The following is a 20,950-nucleotide window of genomic DNA, read 5'->3' as shown; positions in this document are numbered from 1 at the left end:
ACTGCAAATGTAGTTTTTTCACTATTGACAAAAAAGTAAAAAGTTTATAATATAAAAGCAAATATACACGTGTACACCAGTGCAAATTTTCGTTCTGATGTATTGATGTACTGATGGAATTAGGTTCATCTATGAATTCGCAAGAGTACACGTGTATACTAGAGATAAGGAGGTTTGAGATGGTTGTCGTAGGAGAATTGATAAACACTAGCCGAAAAGCAATTCGCGAAGCGGTCGAGAAGAGAGATGCTGACTACATTCAACAAATTGCCAAAGCTCAGGAAGAATCGGGTGCCCACTACTTAGACATTAACTGTGGTACTATGATTGGCGAAGAAGTTGCAATTATGGAGTGGCTCGTTAATACAGTCCAGGAGGTTACGAACCTCCCTTTGTGTATTGACAGCCCTAGCACCGAAGCTTTAGTCGCGGGTTTGAAACTTACTAAAGCACCCAATCCTATGATCAACTCTATAACCGCTGAAGAAAAGCGGTTTCAAAGCGTACTCCCCTTAATTAAAAAATACAATGCAAAGATTATTGCTCTCTGTATCGAGGATGCCGGGATGCCAGAAACAGCGCAGGACAGACTACGGATTGCACGGGATTTGGTGACAAAGCTGGAAGCTGAGGGTATCCCCCAGGGAGATATTTACCTCGATCCATTGATTAAGCCTATAAGCGCAGGAGATAAGTATGGCAGGGAAGTATTAGAGAGCATTAGACTTATCAAGGAGGCATTTCCTGAGGTTCATTTCATGTGTGGCTTAAGTAATGTTTCTTATGGCCTCCCAAATAGGGCACTTGTAAATCGATTGTTTATGGTTCAGACCATGGCAGTAGGAATGGATGGATATATTTTGGACCCCACAAACAGAGACATGATGGGTGCTTTGTATGTTGCCACAGCTCTAACTGGTCAGGATAAGTACTGTAGAGGATACTTAAAAGCACATCGTAAAGGGCTATATAGTTAGAACTATGTCGTGGCCGTCGAATTAGTGGGAAATTATGTTACTCGCCTGTAGAGGCTTAGATAAAAAATATGAGGAGGAAGAGACTATGTACGAGGAAATTTCCAAAGCATTGGCGGAATTAGAAGAGGATTTACTATTAGATGGTGTTAAAAATTTATATGAAAAAGGGGTTCCTGTTTTTGATATTCTGGCTGCCCTTCAAAAAGGAATGGAGGAAGTGGGCAAGAAGTTTGAAGCTAAAGAATACTTTCTCTCTGAACTTATTATGTCTGCCGACGTTTTTAAGGAGGCCACTGGCCTTTTAGGGGATGCGTTTGCTGGAAATACTTCGGAAATGCTAGGAACCGTAGTCATGGGTACGGTCAAAGAAGACATTCACGATATTGGTAAAGATATTGTGGTCACGATCTTAAAGTGTAATGGATTTCATGTCATTGATTTGGGCGTTGATGTGCCTTATGAGAAGTTTGTCGAGGCCATCAAGGAACATAATCCACAGATTATTGGTTTGTCCTGTCTTTTAACTTCCGCATTTGAGAATATGAAAGAAACGATTGTTTCTATTGAAGAGGCAGGGTTAAGAGAAGGGCGGACAATTTTAATTGGCGGAGGCCCGACGGATCAGAAGGTTTGTGATTATGTCAGAGCGGACCTTATTTGTAAAAATGCCCAAGAAGCCGTAGAAACTTGTAAAAAGATTGTGGGGGTGAACTAAGGATGGATAATCAAATGTTGTTAGCCGAAAGAAAGGACAGAATTGCCAAAGCAGTAGCACTCGAAAAAACAGATCGAACACCAGTAGTCCTAGAGATGGCGGCATTTAGCGCAAGAACCGAAAAAATGCCAATCGCAAAGTGGGGAAGCGATAGCTTAATCTCGGCTCAGGCAATGATAAATACCTTTAAAAAGGTCGGTGGAGCAGATGGAGTAGATTACGGTAGCCTATATCCACCAGTGCTTTCATTATTATGGCTGAGTAAGGTAAAGTTAGCGGGTAAAGAACTGCCAGAAGATTCCCTCTGGCAAGTGTCAGAAGCTGAGTTAATGACTAAAGAAGACTATGACAGAATTATCGCAGAAGGCTATCCAAACTGGATGATGTCCTTTTTCCAAGAAAAGATTGGAGGTGATGTATTTCAAAAAATTATGGGCGAAATGGAAAAGGGCCCAAAAATACAAGAGATGTGGAAAAATGAAGGAATACCTGTGATGCAAAGTGGGATTGCATCTATACCTTTTGAATATTTTTGTGGAGCACGTTCTTTTGCGAAATTTGTTCGTGATCTATACAAGATACCGGATAAAGTACAGGCAGCGATGGATGCGGCACTACCATTTATGGCTCCCCAAGCGATTCAAGGGAACATAGCACTGGGCAATGAGTATATTTGGGTAGGGGGATGGCGCTCAGCGGGCTCTATGCTTTCTCAACCTCTATGGGATCGCTTTGTTTTCCCATATTTTGAAAGAGTCATTAACGAAACCATTGATGCTGGGTTGATCCCGATTCTCCATTTTGATTCTGATTGGACCCGAGATTTGGAACGGTTTAAGGTCTTTCCTAAAGGTAAATGTATTTTGGAATTAGATGGCTTGACTGATATTTTCAAAGCTAAAGAAATTCTGGGAGATACCATGTGTATTATGGGAGATGTGCCAGCTTCTCTGTTTACGCTTGGGACCCCCGACGAGGTATACAAATACAGCTGTAAACTAATTGATGAGATAGGCCCCAAAGGATTCATCCTCCATTCAGGTTGTGACATTCCAGTTGATGCAAAGTTAGAGAATGTGCAGGCCATGGTAGCAGCGGCAACAGGTAAATAAGATTTAAATAAAATTTTACAAATTAATTTAATCGGGTGGTAGCAATTTTAGTTCCAACAGATTCGCTGCCACCTTTATTACTTATTGACGGTCGAAATATCAAGAAGCTATAATAGATGTGTATACAAGTAGGTGGTAGAATGGAAAAGACAACTGGCAAGAAAAAGGTAAAATTAACAATTAGCGGTACCCGGGCTTTTGAAGTACCGACTCACGAAACTTTACTTCGTTCTCTGACTGAGGCGGGAATCATGCTCGAAGCCACTTGCGGTGGTCAGGGTTCTTGCGGAAAGTGCAGAATCAGGGTGCTTAGCGGGAAGGTTGTTGATGGGCAGGAAAATCTGGTTGAACCAATGGAGGATGATTGGTATCTGGCTTGTCAAGTATACCCCGCTGAGGATCTTGTGATTGACAAAACGACTCAAGCTAAGGTCAATAGCAAGGGGGAAATAAGTGATCGATTCTTAGAAAATGTCGACTTACTTCCTTCAATTAGAAAGGAACTTATAAAACCAGTTTATCCCACATTGCAGAATAACTACTCTCTTCAGGAGATGATTAGACAGGCTAGCGGTGGAGATGAAGATATATCGATTGATATCAGTGCTTTGAAAGAATTGGCCCGGGTAGCTCCCCAAAAGTTAGACGAGATTACGATACTCCGCAGTGCCAACCAAATCATGGCTTTTGAGGCTGGGGATACCTCAGCGTCATTGTATGGCGTGGCGTTCGACATTGGTAGCACCACGGTAGCAGGAATGTTGGTGGATTTAAATCAAGGCAAAGTCATTGCTGCAGCTGCTGAGACAAACCCTCAGGCAGCGTATGGAGCTGATGTCATTTCCAGAATCAAAGCTGCTAGGACTGAAGACGGGTTGAACACGCTGACGTCAGTCGTTAGAAAATGCTTAAATGATTTAGTGGCCAAATTGTGTACAACGGCGGGTATTTTCAATAAGGATATCTATTGGGTCACAGTAGCAGGTAACTCAACGATGGAACACCTGTTACTGGGTGTCTCGCCTGAGTATCTTACCGTCAGCCCTTATGTACCAGTATTTAACGATGTACCACAGTTTCCTCCAGACGTTATAGACTTAGATATTAACACTGGCGGTAGAATCATAGTATTACCCAATATAGCGAGCTTTGTGGGAGCAGACACTGTGGCCGCGATAGTTGGGGTTGATCAGGATCTAACCACCAAGATGACGTTACTCATCGATCTTGGCACTAACGGTGAAATAGTACTCGGAAACAAGGATAAGATGCTCGTCTGTTCTACTGCAGCTGGTCCCGCTTTTGAAGGCGCCCAGTTAAGCTCCGGGATGCGGGCTGCCAATGGGGCTATTGATGATGTTGCCATTGCGGATGATGTCTACTTTCACACGATTAAGGAGGAATTGGCTAGGGGAATTTGCGGTTCAGGAGTAATAAAGGCCATTGCCGAATTCGTCAAAGTAGGAATCATAACGACTTCCGGCAGATTTGTTAGTAACGACCGGATTGCCCTCTTGCCCGATAATATAGGAAAGAGGCTTATAGTCCAAGACGGCCAAAAGGAATTTGTCCTTGTTTTTGCGGAGAAGAGCGCAACCGGAAGGGATATATCGATTACTCAGGGGGATATCCGAGAAATACAATTAGTAAAGTCATCGATCTTTACGGGTGTTGAAATCTTAATGGAGAGTTACGGGATCGCGTTTGAAGAAATTGAGCAGGTACTGATTGCGGGAGCCTTCGGTAATCACCTTGATTTAGAGAGTGCTTTGGCAATTGGTCTAGTGCCGCTTGCTGACCGGAAGAAGATTATCCCAGTGGGTAATGCAGCGGGAACGGGTGCAGTCAAAGCAATGTTATCCGAACGTATTATGGAACGGTGTCGTTCTATCTCGAGTAGAGCAAAGTTTATAGAGCTTGCTAATCACCCGGGGTTTCAGAAGAAATTTATTAAAAACATATCGTTTCCGGAGGGGATTTAATGAAATCTAATAGGGACTTTATGCCGGTATATTATCAATTGGCCGATGATTTGAAACAGCAGATCGAATCCGGGGAATTAAAGCCTGGAGATGCCGTTCCATCAGAATCCCAGCTGGTTAGTGACTACGGTATCAGTAGGGTAACCGTCAGACGAGGGTTGGCTATATTGTTAGAAGCGGGATTGCTGGAGACCGTAAGAGGAATCGGTAACTTTGTGGCCAAACCTAAATTGAATCAGGCGACCTTGACCTTTCAGGAGAATGATCCCCTTAAAGAAAATAAGCTCAACTATCAACTGCTAGAAGTGAAACGAATTAGTGCTGATGATATAACCGCTTGCAAGCTTGGTGTTTTCGAAGGGACAAAAGTCTTTATGATTAGGCGGTTGATTAAGGGCGATACTGGTCCTGTAGGAATTGATATGAAGTATCTGCCTTATATTAAGGGTCAGCCGATGCTGGAAAATGAAATAGAATATGCTGATTTCCCTGCGATCGTCGCCAAACATACCAACGTGACGATTCACAAAATTGAAATGGGGATATCTGCAACGCCATTGTCAGTTGAAGAAGCAAAGCTGCTTAAGACCGTTGCCGGACACCCTGCGTTATGTGTTCATCGGGCTTTTTACGCTAAGGATGGAAAGACATTAGGTTTTTCCAGAACGATTTACCGGGGAGAATCCTTTGAATTAAGTGCCGTCTCTTATCCATACTCTGCAAAGGTGTGATTAGATGGGTATTAAGAATAATGTTGAAGAATTCAAAGCAAGACGATTCCTTACGCATGCGATGGGAAAACTGGATGAAGACACTGTGCTCAACCTTGTTAGACTAGGACTCGAACAAGGTGTGGATACTCTTGAACTGATCGAAGAAGCGAGGGCCGGTATGGAAAAGGTCGGGGAACTCTACGATGAGGGTAAGTATTTTCTCTGCGATTTAATGGTGGGAGCGGAGATATTTACGGACGCCATAAATTTAGTCTTAAAGTCAACGAACATTGAGCCCGTTTCTATTTTCCCACCGATTATTTTCGGTACAGTAGGTGGAGACATTCATGATATAGGGAAAAATATTATGATTTCGGTCCTAAAAAGCAAAGGTTGCCAAATCTATGACTTAGGAGTGGATGTTCCTGAAGCCGCCTTTATAAAAGCCGTTAAGGAAACAGGAAGTTCCGTGCTTTGTCTTTCGGGGTTAATTACCACTGCTTACGAATCCATGAAAAAGATTGTGGATTTGTTAGAAAAAGAAGGGTTGCGGTCTAAAGTTTCTGTAGTAATTGGTGGATTGGTAAACGAAGCTGTCAAAAATTATACGGGTGCTGATTATTGGGTTACGGATTGTGGCAAGGGCTCAGAACTTTGTATACGAATTATGCACGATCACAGCAGCAAGCAAGCGATTGCCTGTTTGTAAGGAAGGAATTAACTGAATTGAGTACAATCATCGTTGCTTGTCAAACTATAAGGGATGAAGTAAATCTGGCAATTTCAGAAACCGGAGTTAATTATCCTGTGCTTTGGGTTGAATCTGGACTGCATAATTTTCCAGATCGACTAGGCCAGAAAATTCAGAAAGTGATTGATAGAATCGAAAATATTGAAACCATTCTTCTGGCCTTTGGTTATTGCGGGAATAGCTTATTAGGCATAAAATCGTCACGAGCTCAATTGGTCATTCCTAGAGTAGATGACTGTATCTCACTTCTTTTAGGTTCATATGAACGGAGGCAGAACCTATACAAAGAAGTTGGAACTTATTTTTTAACCAAAGGTTGGTTAGAAAACGAACAGAATCTCTTATCGGAATATGAACGCTGTGTTGCGAGGTATGGCAAGGATAAAGCACTTAGGGTTATGAAGATGATGCTCAATAATTATCACCGTTTAATGGTAATTAATACCCAAGCGTATCATTTTGAAGATATCCTCATAAAGACAAAGGGTTTTGCAGACGCCTTAGGGCTGACTCACGAGAAAATCGAAGGATCAACGAGATTTTTAAAGAAACTTCTACTCGGCCCGTGGGATAAAGAGTTCGTGGTAATCGCACCGGGCGAAGTAATAACGCTAGAGCATATGGTAATTAATGACGTAGAGGACCAATGTAACAACCAAGCTTTGTTTGGTTATTCTTAAGGAGTAAACTAATGAATATTTTGCTGTTTGGAGGGTTCTTAGGTTCGGGCAAAACTTCAATCATATTGCAGGTAGCGAGACACCTTGTGGGAGATATAGAAGAAGGATTTTCGACAAGGCAGTCAGATGGCGGAAAAACTTCCTTGGTAATTATTGAAAACGAAGTAGGGGAAACGGGTATTGATGATAAAATCCTAAAAGCAGAAGGACTAAGCGTTCGGGATCTCTTTGCGGGGTGTATTTGCTGCACGCTGAATGCAGAACTTACTATTTGCCTCAATGAAATTCAGGAGGAATTGTCTCCCAAATGGGTGATTATTGAGACAACGGGAATGGCCTTCCCAGATAGAGTTGCGGAAACGATCACTAAGTATGGTAAAGATATTGAAAGTCTAAAAACAATTGTGGTGGCTGATGCGGAACGATGGGATGAACTTTCTACGGTCATGCCCGGGTTGGTCGAAGGGCAAATTTCTAAAGCAGACGTTATCCTCTTGAACAAAATTGATTGTCTAGAACCTGAGCAAGTTAGCGACGTCGAAGAAAGGGTCAGGGGGATAAATTCTTCAGCGCTTTTCTACGCAATATCTGCACAGCATGAAGTTGATTCGCAAATCTGGCGCGAGGCGGTGACCGGAAAGTGAGTGAAGAGCGGCACGAACACTTGCCAGAGCATTCGCATCAACATATACTTGAGTGCTCGAATCAACAACCTGACCCAGCTATCTTTTCTGAAACACATGGTTTGGTGTTTCTAGAAAAGGTGAGCTCTGAGAAAATTCAACAAGCCCTCACTCAATGGGTCGAAGAGATTAGAGAGTGGGCAAAAAGTAATGCTTATTTGGTTGGACATATCAAATTATTTGTTGAAGGTCCGGAAAATTTATGGTTATCTTCTACTGGTAGGAGCATTAATATCAAGCACTCCCAAGGGTGGAGTGAATGGTTTACATACAGGGTCAACCTAAACGTGACGGCCATTATTTTTGGGACATCAAAGAAAGCTTTGGGGGAAGTAGCGCAAGTAAGGCTTCAGGCCTGTATAAAGAGGATAGACTCCGATGAGTAAGAAACACCGCCAGGTTCTTTTATCAACGGATGGAGGGGGAAAATGAAAGAGCCAGTCATTTGGGACATTCCCATACCTGAGATTACTTTAGATGAAGTGTTTCAGGCAGAAGGGGCCGATTATAGTCAACGTCTTCCGCATCCAAGGATACTGAAATCACACCACCAAATTATGGAGGAAGCCGCAAGCTTGGTGCGACCAACTGCAATTTGGGTCGAGGTTGGAGTGACAAGTACAGGCGTTGGTGAACTTTTTCTAGAGGACGGATATAAGTTTACCAGCAATCTTCTACCCAAGGTCGCTGGGACAGCAGAAAAAATGCTCTTAATCTCGATTACCATCGGAACCGCGATTGACGATCGTATGGAGGAGTATAAAAAAGCAGGAAAAATGTCTGAAGCATTTGCCTTAGATGCGTGTGCGACAGCATACGTGGCTAAAGCTAGTACGACAGCTATGAGTCGGGTAGAAGATGCTTATCATCTTGAAGGCATGAAAACAACCTTTCCAATGGGTCCAGGTCACTCCTATTGGAAGGGGTTGGAGGACATGCAGGTTATTTTTCATTTTCTTAGAGCAGAACGTATCGGCCTTCATCTAAACGATTCGAACTTGATCATACCCCGTAAGTCGGTGGCGATGGTGATGGGAGTGGGCCATGATCTCTCTGATTATAAGGGGAAGACACATTGTAACTTCTGTAATTTACAAACAACTTGTCCACTTAGTCAGGCTGTGTAGGCAAAACGAAACTCGCTGATGCCAAAGGGGCATTCAGTGAATTTCACAGTAGATTTAATACCCTACCGTGAGGCAGGTCGGTCGGAGAAAAAACACCGTCATCGGACACTATTGATATGTTGCGATGGCAGTGTTTTTCTTTTTGAGTAATATTTAGCTTTTCGGGTATGTAAATAGTTTGGTTTCAAAGCAGACGATAGTGATCCAGCTGCTTATTGTTTTTTACCTGTAACTTGTGTGCTGCCTTAAACAGAAGGTCTTCTAAAAGGCAGCACCTTGGCTATGTTTTTCTTTGGTAATGGGTCCCTGTCGTTGCATGATTCAAACCCAACCGCCACAGCCAGTTTTATTGCCAATAAATACTTTGCGTCACCGCCATTTTTCGTCTATTAGCTCTACATGGGTCTCCACTTCATACTGGGGTCCACGTTGCTGATTGGCTAATCTGGATTACCTTATGCAAGGTAATCTTTATCTCCATCGTTAATTCTGAAGGGTCTGAAAACTAGAGTTCTATTTATTTTGTAGGTCCAGTGTCATTCCTTTGGTATTGGCATAATAATTGCATAAGATATTATCCGAAGTTAGCTCAATAATTCATTAGGGGGAGATAGGACATTATTATAAGAAAACAAGAAATTGTTTTTTCAATACGGTATCAAAAGGCTAGTTTCGTTACAAAATACTAAAAAAGAGGAGATTGGACATGAACGAAGAAATACGTTGGATACAAAATAATATGCAAAAAAAGAGCGGTGCTGGAGTTTCTACTGGTCTTTTCAGTAAGACGGAGATCGAAAAGGCTATTAATTTTCATCGGACATTCCCGAGTTATCAACCAACCCCGCTTCGTCAGCTCAACAAACTTGCTGCGAATATGGGGGTCGGTGGAATTTATGTTAAAGATGAGTCATATCGTTTTGGCTTAAATGCCTTCAAAGCCCTCGGCGGTTCGTATGCGATCGGCAGGTACCTGGCTCAACGACTTAATAAAGATATTAGTGAATTACCTTACGAAGTTCTTACATCTCCCGAAGTAAAGAAACAATTAGGGGATATTACCTTTGCCACCACAACCGACGGCAATCATGGCCGAGGAATCGCTTGGACCGCTCGACAATTAGGCCAGAAATCGGTGGTCTACATGCCAAAAGGTTCTTCGCAATTCCGTTTAGATAAGATTAGGGAGGAAGGTGCAGAGGCCTCCATTACAGATCTCAATTATGATGATGCTGTGCGTATGACAGCTGTGGAGGCCGAAAAAAATGGTTGGGTAGTAGTACAAGATACTTCTTGGGAGGGGTATGAGGAAATTCCAAGTTGGATCATGCAAGGCTATGGGACGATGTCTGCTGAGGCTCTGGAAGAGATGAACAATTACGGGGTGAAGAAACCGACTCACATTTTCATTCAAGCAGGAGTTGGTGCCCTAGCGGGGTCTGTTCAAGGGTATTTTGAATCCATATTTCAAGAGGATCGCCCTAAAGTTGTGGTCGTTGAAGCTGATAAAGCGGATTGCCTCTATAAATCGGCAGTAGCTGGGGATGGAAAACCGCGGGTGGTCGGCGGGGATATGTCCACAATTATGGCTGGATTAGCTTGTGGAGAACCCAATCTGATTGGCTGGAATATTTTAAGGGATTATAGTGACATGTTTGTTTCTTCTCCCGACTGGGTTGCGGCGAGGGGAATGCGGGTATTGGCTAATCCTCTCTTAGGGGACCCTAAGGTTATTTCAGGCGAATCAGGTGCTGTTACTGCAGGATTGATCAGCGTGATTATGAAAGACGATGCCTTTAAAGGGGCACGAGAGGCGCTCCAACTTAACGAGACTTCACAGGTCTTAATTTTTAACACCGAGGGAAACACGGATCCCTTTAAATATCGTAGCATTGTTTGGGATGGAGAATTACCATCGGCTGGTCGATAATCTCAAATTTATTAGTAATATGGAAGTGCAAATGGGAAGTTCTGTGCTTCCCATTTTTAATGTTAGTTATTTTTTCTTAATGTTTCAGGTAGAAGTAGGTACAAGGGACAATAGTTGTATATAATGCAACTAATAGCAAATAATATGAGGTGTAAAGCAATGTATCACCTTCGTGACATTTAAGAGCACAGTTCAACAAACTGCAGAGGCCATCGCTGCAGCTCTAAAAATTGAAGTGGAAATTGCGGATGCGGATCTCATTCGAGTTGCCGGGACAGGGAAATATAAAAGCCGATGTGGTTGCGCAATGGATGATGGTTTTGTCTACCGGCATGTAATTAAGACAGGAATGCCAGTGATCATTGACAATCCAGGCTTTAATCAACTCTGTCAACCTTGTCCATGCCGTGGAAACTGTGTGGAGTATGCAGAAGTTGCCATCCCTATCCGAGCTGAGAATCAAATTATTGGAGTGATTGGCTTAGTAAGCTTCAGCGAGGAACAAACAAAACGGCTGATGGATAATAAGCAATCTCTACAGCTATTCTTAGAAAAAATGGCCGAACTCCTTGTCGGGAAAGTAATCGGAAATCAGCAGAACCATGAGCAAAAACTGCTCACAAGTCAACTACTTACAGTGCTGAATCTTTTGCATGATGGGATTTTACTCATTAACACTCAACAGCAAGTGACGCATTTTAATACATTGGCTGCTAAACTACTGGATATTGATCCGCAACAAGAACAGGTTTTATATCAATTATTGGACAATAAAAAACTTTGGCTTGCTGTAGAACAAGGGGAATCATTTTCTGGCCCAATTCAGGGAAAGAGGGTCGCTACACAACTCTACTGTGACGTAGTGCCGATTAAAAATAATGGAGTTATTGAAGGGGCAGTTATTACGCTGAAGGATATTCAGCAAATCAAAAAGTTAGTTAAAGCGGCTACTGTCAGTGAGATAGAAACGCATTTTTCTCAGATTGTCGGGGATTCTCCCAAGATGAAAGAACTTAAGGCCATGGCTTTGCATGTAGCTCCAAGTAAAGCAACCCTTTTAATTCAGGGGGAGAGCGGAACGGGGAAGGAACTTTTAGCTCGTGCCATTCACCAGAGTAGTACTCGAAAAGGGCATGCCTTTATCGCGATTAATTGCGGAGCTATTCCTGAAAATTTACTGGAAAGTGAATTATTTGGCTATGAAGAAGGTTCGTTTACGGGAGCCAAACGAGGGGGCAAACTGGGCAAATTTGAGCTTTCCCATAATGGGACGATTTTTTTGGATGAAATAGGGGACATGCCACTCCACTTACAAGTCAAGATCTTAAGAGTACTGCAAGAAAGAAGGGTTGAGCGTATAGGAAGCACACGTTCTACCCCAGTGGATGTGCGGGTTATTGCGGCTACTCACCGAGATCTCGATAATATGGTGAAAACGGGAGAGTTTCGAGAAGACCTTTATTATCGTTTAAATGTCATTCCCTTAACGATTCCACCACTTCGTGAACGTTTGGCGGATGTACCCATTTTGGTTCAGTTTTATCTGGATTATTATGCTACCGTTACCGATAGGAAAGTGAGCGGAATTACACCTGAAGCAATTGAGCTTTTGTCTAATTTTGATTGGCCTGGCAATGTCCGTGAACTGGGTAACGCCATTGAATATTGCGTGACAATGGTAGCTGGGGGAATGATTACTGCTGATACGTTGCCTAAACGGATTAAACAGGGACCCAAATCTAACCCACAAAGCTCTTCCATTAGCTCAACTTTAAATCTAAAACTTTTAGAACGGGATGCGATCATGAGAGCCTTAACTCTGGTTGATCCTGAAGGGCATAAGGAAGATGTGGCAAAATTATTGGGGATTAGCCGTGCCTCTCTCTATCGCAAGATTAAGGAATACCAAATTGATGAAAGTAAAACCTTTTCCTAATTTAAATTGCAGGTAGATCCTCTTAAAAGGGTGTTTCAAACATAGACGAATGTATCAAAATGAGACTGGACGCAAAAATCGGGGAAATTAAGGTTAACTTAAAGAATATTGCCCCCTTTACTCTTTTATCACGTCTCAATTTGAGACGTGATAAAAGGAGCAGAATAATGGTTAAAGGAAATAAGGTAGTAAACAAGCTAAAAAAGAATGTTAAGAGTAAAAGCAAGGTTTGGCATAGAATTTGCAATATATAATCTCCGAACGATGATTACACTGTTTCATAATATCAAACGTAGCGAAAGGGGAATTTATTTAAACATGGAATTTAAAAAAGTTCTTGAACTGGCCCAAAAATATGAACCTGATATGAGTCGATTTTTAAGAGATCTTATCGCTATCCCTGGGGAAAGCTGTGATGAAAAAGGGACAGTACTTCGCATCAAGGAAGAGATGGAAAAAGTCGGCTTTGATAAAGTTGAGATTGACCCACAGGGTAACATTCTTGGTTATATCGGCCATGGTAAACACTTAATTGCTATGGATGCACATATTGACACGGTGGGCGTTGGGAGCCTGGAAAATTGGCAGTATGACCCATATAAAGGTTTTGAAGATGATGAGATCATTATTGGCCGAGGTGCCTCTGACCAAATCGGTGGTATGGCATCAATGGTTTATGCTGGTAAGATTATCAAGGATCTTGGCATGGAAGGCGAATACACTTTGGTGGTTGTTGGTTCTGTACAGGAAGAAGATTGTGACGGATTATGCTGGCAGTACATTATCAAAGAAGACAAGCTAGTACCCGAATTTGTTGTTATTACTGAACCAACCGATGGAAAGATTTATCGTGGACATCGTGGCCGGATGGAAATCAAGGTCATGACAAAAGGAGTTAGCTGTCATGGTTCTGCACCAGAACGTGGCGACAATGCAATTTATAAAATGGCACCGATTTTACAAGAGCTTCGCAGCTTACACGAAAACCTCATCGACCATCCGTTTCTCGGTAAAGGTAGCTTGACTGTTTCGGAAATCTTCCACACTTCCCCTTCTCGCTGTGCAGTTGCAGATAGTTGCTGGATTTCCGTCGATCGTCGCTTAACTGCCGGAGAATCATGGGAGTATGCTGTTCAACAAATTAAAAACCTTCCGTCTGTAAAAGCCGCTGGCGCAGAAGTTACGATGTATATGTATGATAGACCATCCTATACTAACCTTGTTTACCCGACAGAATGCTATTTCCCAACCTGGCTCATCGAAGAGGGACATCCAGTAACCAGCACTCTAGAAGATGCTTACAAAGGATTATTTGGTAAAGATCCAGTGGTAGACAAGTGGACATTCTCGACAAATGGTGTTTCTATCATGGGACGTTATGGAATTCCTTGTATCGGTTTTGGACCAGGACATGAGGACCAAGCACATGCTCCAAATGAGCGGACCTGGAAAAAGGAATTGGTTGATTGCGCAGCTATGTATGCAGCAATTCCAAGCATTTATGTTAAGGAGTATGCTGATAAGATGCCGAAGGATACGGAGAATTTAGTAGAGATTAAGTAGGGCGAGGCGTGATTACGCCGGTCGCACACGTTCCGTCGCTACTCCGGTCAAAGCTGAGGCTAAAACGGGGCGAGTCGTGATTACGCCGATCGTACACGTTCCGTTGCTACTCCGGTCAGCACTCAGGCTAAAACGTCGAAACCTCCTAGCTTTCTGCAAGTCAACCTCGACGTTTCTTCACGCCTCAGCACTAACCTCCGTTTAACGCAACTCCACTAACGTGCTCACTCTGTAATAACGCCCCGCCTGGCTGGGGACGACGGGGGGGTTGTCGCGATTCGGCGTTGACCTTCGGTTAACGCTACTGCGCTCCTGCTGTGTAACCTTCGGTTACTTCGGAGGTTACCGCGGAGGTTACTACGGACGTTGACTTGTTGAGATAAATTAACAAGTTTGTAGCTTTATTGGCTACTGTAAATAAAGTAAAAAAATATTGGAGGAATAATAAATGAATACAGTATTTAGAGGAAGACATTTTATTAACTTAGAGGACTTTACTAAAGAAGAAATAGACACAATGCTTGATGTTTCTTTAGATCTTAAGAGAAAGTTTGCAATGGGTGAAGATACTAATTATCTTCATAACAAAACGGGCTTTTTGATGTTCTTCGAGCAATCCACTCGGACCAGAAACTCGATGGAAGCTGGTATGGCTCAATTGGGTGGTCATGCAGGATTCTTGGATTCCAGCACAATGCAGGTTGCACATGGTGAGACTGCGAAGGATACAGCGATTATCCTTTCACGTTTTGGACACATGATTGCTTGCCGTTATTGCAACTGGGGTAGAGGTAATGTCTACTTGAACGAGATGGCTAAATGGTCGTCAGCTCCGATCATGAACTTGCAGGATGACCTTTATCATCCATTCCAAGGTTTAGCAGATTTACTGACGATTAAGGAGAAACTTCCTGATTTGCGTCGTAAAAAGATTTCAATCATTTGGGCGTATGCTGAGAGCCACAAGAAACCGATTTCAGTGCCTGTAACCCAAGTTCTTCTCTTCCCTCGTTATGGTATGGATGTATGGTTGGCTTATCCAAAAGGTTGGGAGCTTCCTGAGTGGGTTATTTCTCAAGCTAAAGCAAATGCTGAGAAGCATGGTGGTACTCTGACAATTACTCATGACGAAGCTGCAGCGTATAAAGATGCAGATATCGTTATTCCAAAAAGCTGGGGTAACTGGGTTACTGACCAAACTGGTGCTTCTGCTGCGGGCGCAACTAAAGTTATTGATGATGCTCTTATTGCAAATAAGAGCTGGAAGTGCACGGAAGCCAAAATGGCTACGGCTAGCAAAGATGTAATGTATATGCATGCACTGCCTGCTGACCGTAACAATGAAGTTGAGGATTCTGTTATTGACGGCCCACATTCCATTGCTTATGATGCTGCTGAAAACCGTTTGCATACAGCTAAAGCTGTTATGACCCTGTTGGTAGGTGGAAAATAATAGTGAGTACATTAGCTGTAGTAGCCATCGGTGGAAATTCTCTGATTCGTGATAACGCGCATGAGTCCGTTGAGGATCAATATCAGGCTGTCGTAGAAACAGCTAAGCATATTGTAGGAATGATCAGTCAGGGCTATGAAGTCATTGTAACGCATGGCAATGGTCCACAAGTTGGGTTTATCTTACGAAGGTCGGAAATTGCGAAGGATGTTGCAGCAATGCATCAGGTACCGTTGGTCAGCTGCGGGGCAGATACCCAAGGGGCAATCGGTTACCAAATTCAGCAAGCTATGGATAATGAATTCCGAAAAAGGGGCATGGATAAAACTGCAGTCACGGTTGTGACACAAGTAGTCGTTGCGGAAAATGATCCAGCCTTTCAAAAACCGACTAAACCTATTGGCTCATTTTACAGTAAGGAGCAGACGGAGCAAATTCAAAAGGCTAACCCATCGTGGGTAATGATTGAAGATGCTGGTCGAGGGTATCGTCGGATGGTAGCCTCCCCTCAACCGCAAGAGATTGTCGAAAAAGAAGTTATCAACAAGCTCGTACGCGATGGTTATTGTGTTATTAGTGTGGGTGGCGGCGGTATTCCTGTGGTTAAACGTGCGGACGGCATGTTGCAGGGTGTCGATGCGGTAATCGATAAAGATTTTGCGACGAGTCTTTTGGCCTCGGATATTAAGGCAGACTTGTTAATTATTTCAACGGGCGTACCAACCGTTTATTTAAACTACGGTAAACCTAATGAAAAGGCTCTTGACAAGGTGACATTAGCGGAACTAAAACAATATGTGTCGGAGAACCATTTTGCTCCTGGAAGCATGCTCCCGAAAATTCAAGCTGTGATTAGCTTTTTGGAAAATGGCGGAAAAGAAGCGATCATTACTAACCCAGAGTCGTTAGAAGAGGCTGTTGCAGGAAAGACCGGGACCCATATTTTCGCCTAAACGTCTATAACAAGACTTGAGATGGAGCTAAAACTCCATCTCAAGTAAGTTCCTATTTAGTTCTAGTTATTAGATTAAGTAGGGAACGTAGAATTGGATAAGTAGAGAGAGATCAATTTCGAGAAAAATTGAATAGGTTCATGGAATATAAAAGAGTACGTGGTTTTTTAAGATACGGAATCAGTACTCTGGAATGGCTGATTGGGAAGTGCTCTGCGTTGAGGTTCGAGGTTCGAGGTGCGAAGTCTGAAATCCGAGAATAAGGTCTAAAGGTTCGGGAGTTGGAATTATAAGTCCGATGTTGACGCATCGCGCATCGCGCATCGCACTTCATGCATCGCAAAGGAGAAATGAACATGGGTATAGTATTACACGGTGGAACGATTGTTACGGCTGCAGATATGTATCAAGCAGACGTCCGCATTGAAGGCGAGAGAATTGTAGCCATAGGCTACGAGATCAAGCAACCTGGAGATCAGGCAATAGATGTGGATGGCTGCTTTTTATTTCCAGGTGGAATTGATCCGCATACTCACTTTGATCTGCCTATGGGGACATTTTCTACTTCGGACGATTTTTTTACGGGGTCGAAAGCGGCTTTGTTGGGCGGAACAACGACCATCCTTGATTTTGCTACTCAGTTTAAAAGAGAATCCCTAAAAGAAGCTTTGGGAAATTGGCATGCCAAAGCTGAGGGCAAGTGTTATGTCGATTATGGTTTTCATATGGCCATTACAGATTGGAATCAACAAATTTCACGAGAGATTACAGATTTAGTTCAATTAGAAGGTGTGCCCTCCTTTAAACTATATATGGCCTATAAGAATACCTTACAAGTGGATGATGGCGCTTTGTTGCAAGCTTTGCGCCGGGCTGGAGAGAGTGGAGCTTTAGTTTGTGTTCATTGTGAAAATGGAGATGTCATCGAGGATTTAGTCCATGAGGCTATTGCCCAAGGAAATACGTCTCCGAAATATCACCCGTTAACTCGACCTCCAGAAGCGGAAGAGGAAGCGACTGTGCGTGTTATTACCCTTGCCCAAATAGCAAATGCCCCTGTTTATATAGTCCATCTTACCAATCAGGGAGCGCTCCAAGCTGTGGCTAACGCCAAGTTGAAAGGAAATGAGGTTTACGCAGAAACCTGTCCTCAATACCTTTTGCTCGACAACAGCTATTACGACTTAGAAGGGTTTAACAGTGCTAAGTATGTAATTTCTCCCCCCCTACGACCGATTGAAAATCAAAAAACCTTGTGGTCAGGTCTTCGAACAGGGGTTTTAGATGTGGTGGCGACGGATCATTGTGCCTTTAACTACAAAGGACAAAAGGAGTTAGGCCTAAACGACTTTAGTAAAATCCCCAACGGAGCTCCTGGAGTGGAAACTAGGATGGGATTACTCTATACCTATGGGGTTATGGCTGGAAAACTATCAATTTCTGAATTCGTGGCCCTAACTTCTACAAATGCAGCAAAGTTATTTGGACTGTTTCCTCGCAAAGGAACGATTGCTCCGGGAAGTGATGCAGACTTAATAGTCTGGGATCCTCGCATCTCGTCCGTCATTACAGTGGATTCATTGCATCAGCACGTCGATTATACTCCTTACGAGGGGTTCAAACAAATCGGTCAAGCCACTCACGTATTTTTACGTGGCAAGTTAGTGGTTCAGAATGGGCAGCTTGTTGAAGATAAACCCTTGGGAATCTATGTATCCCGTAAACCATTCCTTAAGAGAAAGGGTGAGGAAAATGTATAACATTGATATTAATAACACAGTTTACTCTGTGCAAGAGGATATGAATCTACTGGATTTTTTGCGTGACGAAGCACAGGTTACTTCTCTGAAAAATGGGTGCGGAGAAGGGGCTTGTGGTGCTTGCATGTTGCTGGTTGATGGTAAAGCAATGCGAGCTTGCTTATTAACGGTGGCGAAAGCCTCTGACAAGAAACTTCTGACGGTGGAAGGGTTATCCGAACGGGAAAAGGATACCTATACTTGGGCATTTGCGGAAGCTGGGGCGGTTCAATGTGGCTTCTGCATTCCAGGGATGATTATTAGTGCTAAAGCCTTACTTGATAAGACCCCTAATCCGACAACCCAGGAAATAAAGCAGAGTATACGTGGCAATATATGTCGTTGCACCGGGTATGTAAAAATTGAACTAGGTATTTCCTTAGCGGCTCGGGTTTTAAGGGGAGAACTTCATCCTAAGTCTCTCACGCAGCCTGGTGCAGGAATCGGAACTAATTTGCACCGTGTAGATGCTCGCGAAAAGGCCATGGGAACGGGAGAATATGTGGATGATATGCATGTCGAGGGGATGTTGTATGCTGCCGTTCTTAGGACTCCCTATCCACGTGCGATTGTCAAAGGGATTGATATTACTGCAGCGCGCGCTTATCTTGGTGTGGAAGCTGTTTTAACGGCTGAGGATATTCCTGGAGACCATGATCACGGTCATATATTCCATGATTGGCCGACCTTAGTTTCTATCGGCCAAGAAACCCGTTATATTGGAGATGCGATCGCGTTAGTTGCTGCCCAAACTAAAAAACAAGCTCGGGAGGCTGTGGCCTTAATTAAAGTGGAGTACGAGGAATTGGAACCGATACTCAGTCCCACAGAAGCCCTAGCGGATCAAGCTCCCAAGATTCATCCTAAAGGAAATCTTTTGAGCACCACTAAAATCTTCAGAGGAAATCCTCAAGAAGAATTAGCCAAATCTGCCCATGTAGTCACGAATCACTATTCGACTCCACCCACGGAACATGCCTTTATGGAGCCCGAAAGTGCTTTGGCGATCCCTCAGGAAGATGGGGGAATTACCATCTATGTTGGGGACCAAAGTGTCTACGATGACCAACATGGAATTATGGCTATGCTCGGACTACCCGCGGATAAAGTTCGCGTGATAAGCAAATTGGTGGGTGGAGGATTTGGTGGCAAAGAAGATTTAAGCGTTCAGCATCATGCTGCGCTGTTGGCTATGAAAACAAAAAAACCTGTCAAACTGACGTTTACCCGTCAAGAAAGTATTTTAGTACATCCGAAGCGACATGCCATGGAATTAGAAATCACAACCGGTTGTGATGCAGATGGAAAGCTAACGGTGATGGTTGCTAAGATTGTGGCGGATACAGGTGCTTATGCTTCCTTGGGAACAGCTGTTTTGCAACGGGCCTGTACTCATGCCAGCGGTCCTTATCAGTTAACAAATGTCGATATTACTGGGCTTTGTGTTTATACCAATAATCCTCCAGCAGGAGCTTTTAGGGGCTTCGGTGTTCCACAAGCGTCCTTTGCCGCTGAAATGAACATGGATCTTTTGGCTGAAAAGGTTGGAATTTCCCCTTGGCAAATTCGCTATATCAACGCTTTGGAACCGGGAATGGTTAATTCTACGGGACAGATCACGGATGAGGGGACAGCGATTAAAGAAACTCTCCGGGCGGTCCGTGAAGTCTATGAATCTCACCCTCATGCCGCAGGAATTGCATGTGCTATGAAAAATACCGGGATTGGAGTGGGCCTCCCTGATACTGGTCGGGTAAAACTCAAGATTCTGAATGGAAAAGCTTTGGTACTTACTAGTGCTGCTTGTATAGGTCAAGGCTTTGCCACGATTGCAACCCAGATTGTCAATGAGGCCACTGGTTTACCCATTCATCAGATTGACGTAGGGGCTCCTGATACATTTTTGACTCCCAATTCTGGTACAACGACTGCATCGCGCCAGACCATGTTTAGTGGTGAGGCGGTGCGTCAAGCCGCGCTTAAATTACAACAAGCCTTGCATAAATCAACGTTCGAAGAATTAGAGGGCTATGAGTTTGATGGTGAATATTTAGGGGTGACGGATCCGATGGATTCAGATAAACCGAATCCGATTAGCCATGTGGCTTATAGTTATGCAACTCATGTTGTTTTATTAAATGAACAGGGAATTGTTGAAAAAGTTGTCGCTGCCCACGATGTGGGTCGGGCGATCAATCCAAGAGCCATAGAAGGACAGATCGAAGGCGGAGTTGCCATGGGATTAGGGTATGCTCTACGCGAGGATTTCCCACTCAACAAAGGCGTGCCGACTGTGAAGTATGCGAAGCTAGGGCTTTTCCGTTCGACAGAAATGCCTGAAATTGAGTCCGTTATCATCGAAAAGAATTCCTCCCCGCTAGCTTATGGTGCCAAAGGGGTAGGAGAGATCGCTTCTATACCGGTTGCCCCTGCAGTTGCGTCAGCTTATTATAAGTTCGATGGTAAGTTAAGATTATCTCTTCCTTTACAAGGAACGCCTTATAAGAAATAACGGTTGACAAGTCAATTATTGACAAGTCTTAAGAGGTATGTGAAGACTTGTGGAACCATTGAAC

18 protein-coding genes are annotated in these 20,950 nt (G+C 43.4%); 17 read left to right on the top strand and 1 reads right to left on the bottom strand.

What is annotated here, in order from left to right; all coding sequences use genetic code 11:
• Positions 1-179: 179 nt before the first annotated feature.
• The 13 genes from UF75_RS03650 to UF75_RS03585 all read left to right on the top strand — a co-directional run bounded on the left by UF75_RS03650 (position 180) and on the right by UF75_RS03585 (position 14,169).
• Positions 180-977 carry a methyltetrahydrofolate cobalamin methyltransferase gene (locus UF75_RS03650; protein WP_045573236.1) on the top strand — a complete coding sequence of 266 codons (798 nt, stop codon included), beginning with the start codon at positions 180-182 and terminating at the stop codon, positions 975-977.
• An 85-nt stretch (positions 978-1,062) separates the two neighbouring features.
• Complete coding sequence (locus UF75_RS03645) at positions 1,063-1,692, top strand: cobalamin-dependent protein (RefSeq protein WP_045573235.1); 630 nt, start codon at positions 1,063-1,065, stop codon at positions 1,690-1,692.
• 2 nt (positions 1,693-1,694) lie between these two features.
• Positions 1,695-2,804, top strand: coding sequence for a uroporphyrinogen decarboxylase family protein (locus UF75_RS03640; protein WP_045573234.1), 1,110 nt, complete (start codon positions 1,695-1,697; stop codon positions 2,802-2,804).
• 140 nt (positions 2,805-2,944) lie between these two features.
• A complete protein-coding gene (locus UF75_RS03635) occupies positions 2,945-4,786 on the top strand; it encodes an ASKHA domain-containing protein (protein WP_242860099.1) in 1,842 nt (613 codons plus the stop codon).
• Positions 4,786-5,517, top strand: a complete 732-nt coding sequence (locus UF75_RS03630; protein ID WP_045573233.1) for a GntR family transcriptional regulator — start codon at positions 4,786-4,788, stop codon at positions 5,515-5,517. Before UF75_RS03635 ends, UF75_RS03630 begins: the two co-directional genes overlap by 1 nt.
• Before the next feature lie 4 nt (positions 5,518-5,521).
• Complete coding sequence (locus tag UF75_RS03625) at positions 5,522-6,208, top strand: cobalamin-dependent protein (protein WP_045573232.1); 687 nt, start codon at positions 5,522-5,524, stop codon at positions 6,206-6,208.
• A gap of 17 nt (positions 6,209-6,225) precedes the next feature.
• Complete coding sequence (locus UF75_RS03620) at positions 6,226-6,930, top strand: DUF1638 domain-containing protein (protein WP_045573231.1); 705 nt, start codon at positions 6,226-6,228, stop codon at positions 6,928-6,930.
• Positions 6,931-6,941: 11 nt separating this feature from the next.
• Positions 6,942-7,574 (top strand): GTP-binding protein, encoded by a 633-nt coding sequence (locus UF75_RS03615; RefSeq protein ID WP_045573230.1) that lies wholly within the window; start codon positions 6,942-6,944, stop codon positions 7,572-7,574.
• Positions 7,571-7,999 carry a hypothetical protein gene (locus UF75_RS03610; protein ID WP_045573229.1) on the top strand — a complete coding sequence of 143 codons (429 nt, stop codon included), beginning with the start codon at positions 7,571-7,573 and terminating at the stop codon, positions 7,997-7,999. The genes UF75_RS03615 and UF75_RS03610 overlap by 4 nt, the downstream gene beginning before the upstream one ends.
• A 42-nt stretch (positions 8,000-8,041) precedes the next feature.
• The gene (locus UF75_RS03605; RefSeq protein WP_045573228.1) at positions 8,042-8,740 is read left to right on the top strand and encodes a Vitamin B12 dependent methionine synthase activation subunit; all 699 of its coding nucleotides are present in this window, start codon (positions 8,042-8,044) and stop codon (positions 8,738-8,740) included.
• A gap of 706 nt (positions 8,741-9,446) precedes the next feature.
• A complete protein-coding gene (gene dpaL, locus UF75_RS03600; protein WP_045573227.1) occupies positions 9,447-10,670 on the top strand; it encodes a diaminopropionate ammonia-lyase in 1,224 nt (407 codons plus the stop codon).
• A 172-nt stretch (positions 10,671-10,842) separates the two neighbouring features.
• Positions 10,843-12,606, top strand: coding sequence for a sigma 54-interacting transcriptional regulator (locus tag UF75_RS03595; RefSeq protein ID WP_242860098.1), 1,764 nt, complete (start codon positions 10,843-10,845; stop codon positions 12,604-12,606).
• A gap of 318 nt (positions 12,607-12,924) precedes the next feature.
• Positions 12,925-14,169 (top strand): YgeY family selenium metabolism-linked hydrolase, encoded by a 1,245-nt coding sequence (locus UF75_RS03585; RefSeq protein ID WP_045573225.1) that lies wholly within the window; start codon positions 12,925-12,927, stop codon positions 14,167-14,169.
• Positions 14,170-14,181: 12 nt separating this feature from the next.
• On the opposite strand, the gene UF75_RS27970 is transcribed toward UF75_RS03585, so the two are convergent.
• Positions 14,182-14,328, bottom strand: a complete 147-nt coding sequence (locus tag UF75_RS27970; protein ID WP_156146201.1) for a hypothetical protein — start codon at positions 14,326-14,328, stop codon at positions 14,182-14,184.
• Positions 14,329-14,617: 289 nt separating this feature from the next.
• On the opposite strand from UF75_RS27970, the gene UF75_RS03580 reads away from it, so the two are divergent.
• The 4 genes from UF75_RS03580 to xdh all read left to right on the top strand — a co-directional run bounded on the left by UF75_RS03580 (position 14,618) and on the right by xdh (position 20,886).
• The gene (locus UF75_RS03580; protein ID WP_045573224.1) at positions 14,618-15,622 is read left to right on the top strand and encodes an ornithine carbamoyltransferase; all 1,005 of its coding nucleotides are present in this window, start codon (positions 14,618-14,620) and stop codon (positions 15,620-15,622) included.
• A 2-nt stretch (positions 15,623-15,624) separates the two neighbouring features.
• Positions 15,625-16,575 carry a carbamate kinase gene (gene arcC / locus UF75_RS03575; protein WP_045573223.1) on the top strand — a complete coding sequence of 317 codons (951 nt, stop codon included), beginning with the start codon at positions 15,625-15,627 and terminating at the stop codon, positions 16,573-16,575.
• 356 nt (positions 16,576-16,931) lie between these two features.
• A complete protein-coding gene (gene hydA / locus UF75_RS03570; RefSeq protein WP_045573222.1) occupies positions 16,932-18,335 on the top strand; it encodes a dihydropyrimidinase in 1,404 nt (467 codons plus the stop codon).
• On the top strand, positions 18,328-20,886 hold the full coding sequence (xdh, locus tag UF75_RS03565) for a selenium-dependent xanthine dehydrogenase (protein WP_045573221.1): 2,559 nt from the start codon (positions 18,328-18,330) through the stop codon (positions 20,884-20,886). The genes hydA and xdh overlap by 8 nt, the downstream gene beginning before the upstream one ends.
• The last annotated feature ends 64 nt before the right edge of the window (positions 20,887-20,950 follow it).

Origin of the sequence: Desulfosporosinus sp. I2 (assembly GCF_000960765.1) — a bacterium.
In the GTDB taxonomy this organism is placed as follows: Bacteria; Bacillota; Desulfitobacteriia; order Desulfitobacteriales; family Desulfitobacteriaceae; genus Desulfosporosinus.
Note: the sequence above shows the minus strand (reverse complement) of the source record. Positions and strands in the feature narration are given on the sequence as shown.

What these genes read in the sequence shown, in the direction of transcription:
- UF75_RS03650 (WP_045573236.1), top strand. Translation starts at nt 180, where the DNA reads ATGGTTGTCGTAGGAGAATTGATAAACACTAGCCGAAAAGCAATTCGC.
- UF75_RS03645 (WP_045573235.1), top strand. Translation starts at nt 1,063, where the DNA reads ATGTACGAGGAAATTTCCAAAGCATTGGCGGAATTAGAAGAGGATTTA.
- UF75_RS03640 (WP_045573234.1), top strand. Translation starts at nt 1,695, where the DNA reads ATGGATAATCAAATGTTGTTAGCCGAAAGAAAGGACAGAATTGCCAAA.
- UF75_RS03635 (WP_242860099.1), top strand. Translation starts at nt 2,945, where the DNA reads ATGGAAAAGACAACTGGCAAGAAAAAGGTAAAATTAACAATTAGCGGT.
- UF75_RS03630 (WP_045573233.1), top strand. Translation starts at nt 4,786, where the DNA reads ATGAAATCTAATAGGGACTTTATGCCGGTATATTATCAATTGGCCGAT.
- UF75_RS03625 (WP_045573232.1), top strand. Translation starts at nt 5,522, where the DNA reads ATGGGTATTAAGAATAATGTTGAAGAATTCAAAGCAAGACGATTCCTT.
- UF75_RS03615 (WP_045573230.1), top strand. Translation starts at nt 6,942, where the DNA reads ATGAATATTTTGCTGTTTGGAGGGTTCTTAGGTTCGGGCAAAACTTCA.
- UF75_RS03605 (WP_045573228.1), top strand. Translation starts at nt 8,042, where the DNA reads ATGAAAGAGCCAGTCATTTGGGACATTCCCATACCTGAGATTACTTTA.
- dpaL (WP_045573227.1), top strand. Translation starts at nt 9,447, where the DNA reads ATGAACGAAGAAATACGTTGGATACAAAATAATATGCAAAAAAAGAGC.
- UF75_RS03585 (WP_045573225.1), top strand. Translation starts at nt 12,925, where the DNA reads ATGGAATTTAAAAAAGTTCTTGAACTGGCCCAAAAATATGAACCTGAT.
- UF75_RS03580 (WP_045573224.1), top strand. Translation starts at nt 14,618, where the DNA reads ATGAATACAGTATTTAGAGGAAGACATTTTATTAACTTAGAGGACTTT.
- hydA (WP_045573222.1), top strand. Translation starts at nt 16,932, where the DNA reads ATGGGTATAGTATTACACGGTGGAACGATTGTTACGGCTGCAGATATG.
- xdh (WP_045573221.1), top strand. Translation starts at nt 18,328, where the DNA reads ATGTATAACATTGATATTAATAACACAGTTTACTCTGTGCAAGAGGAT.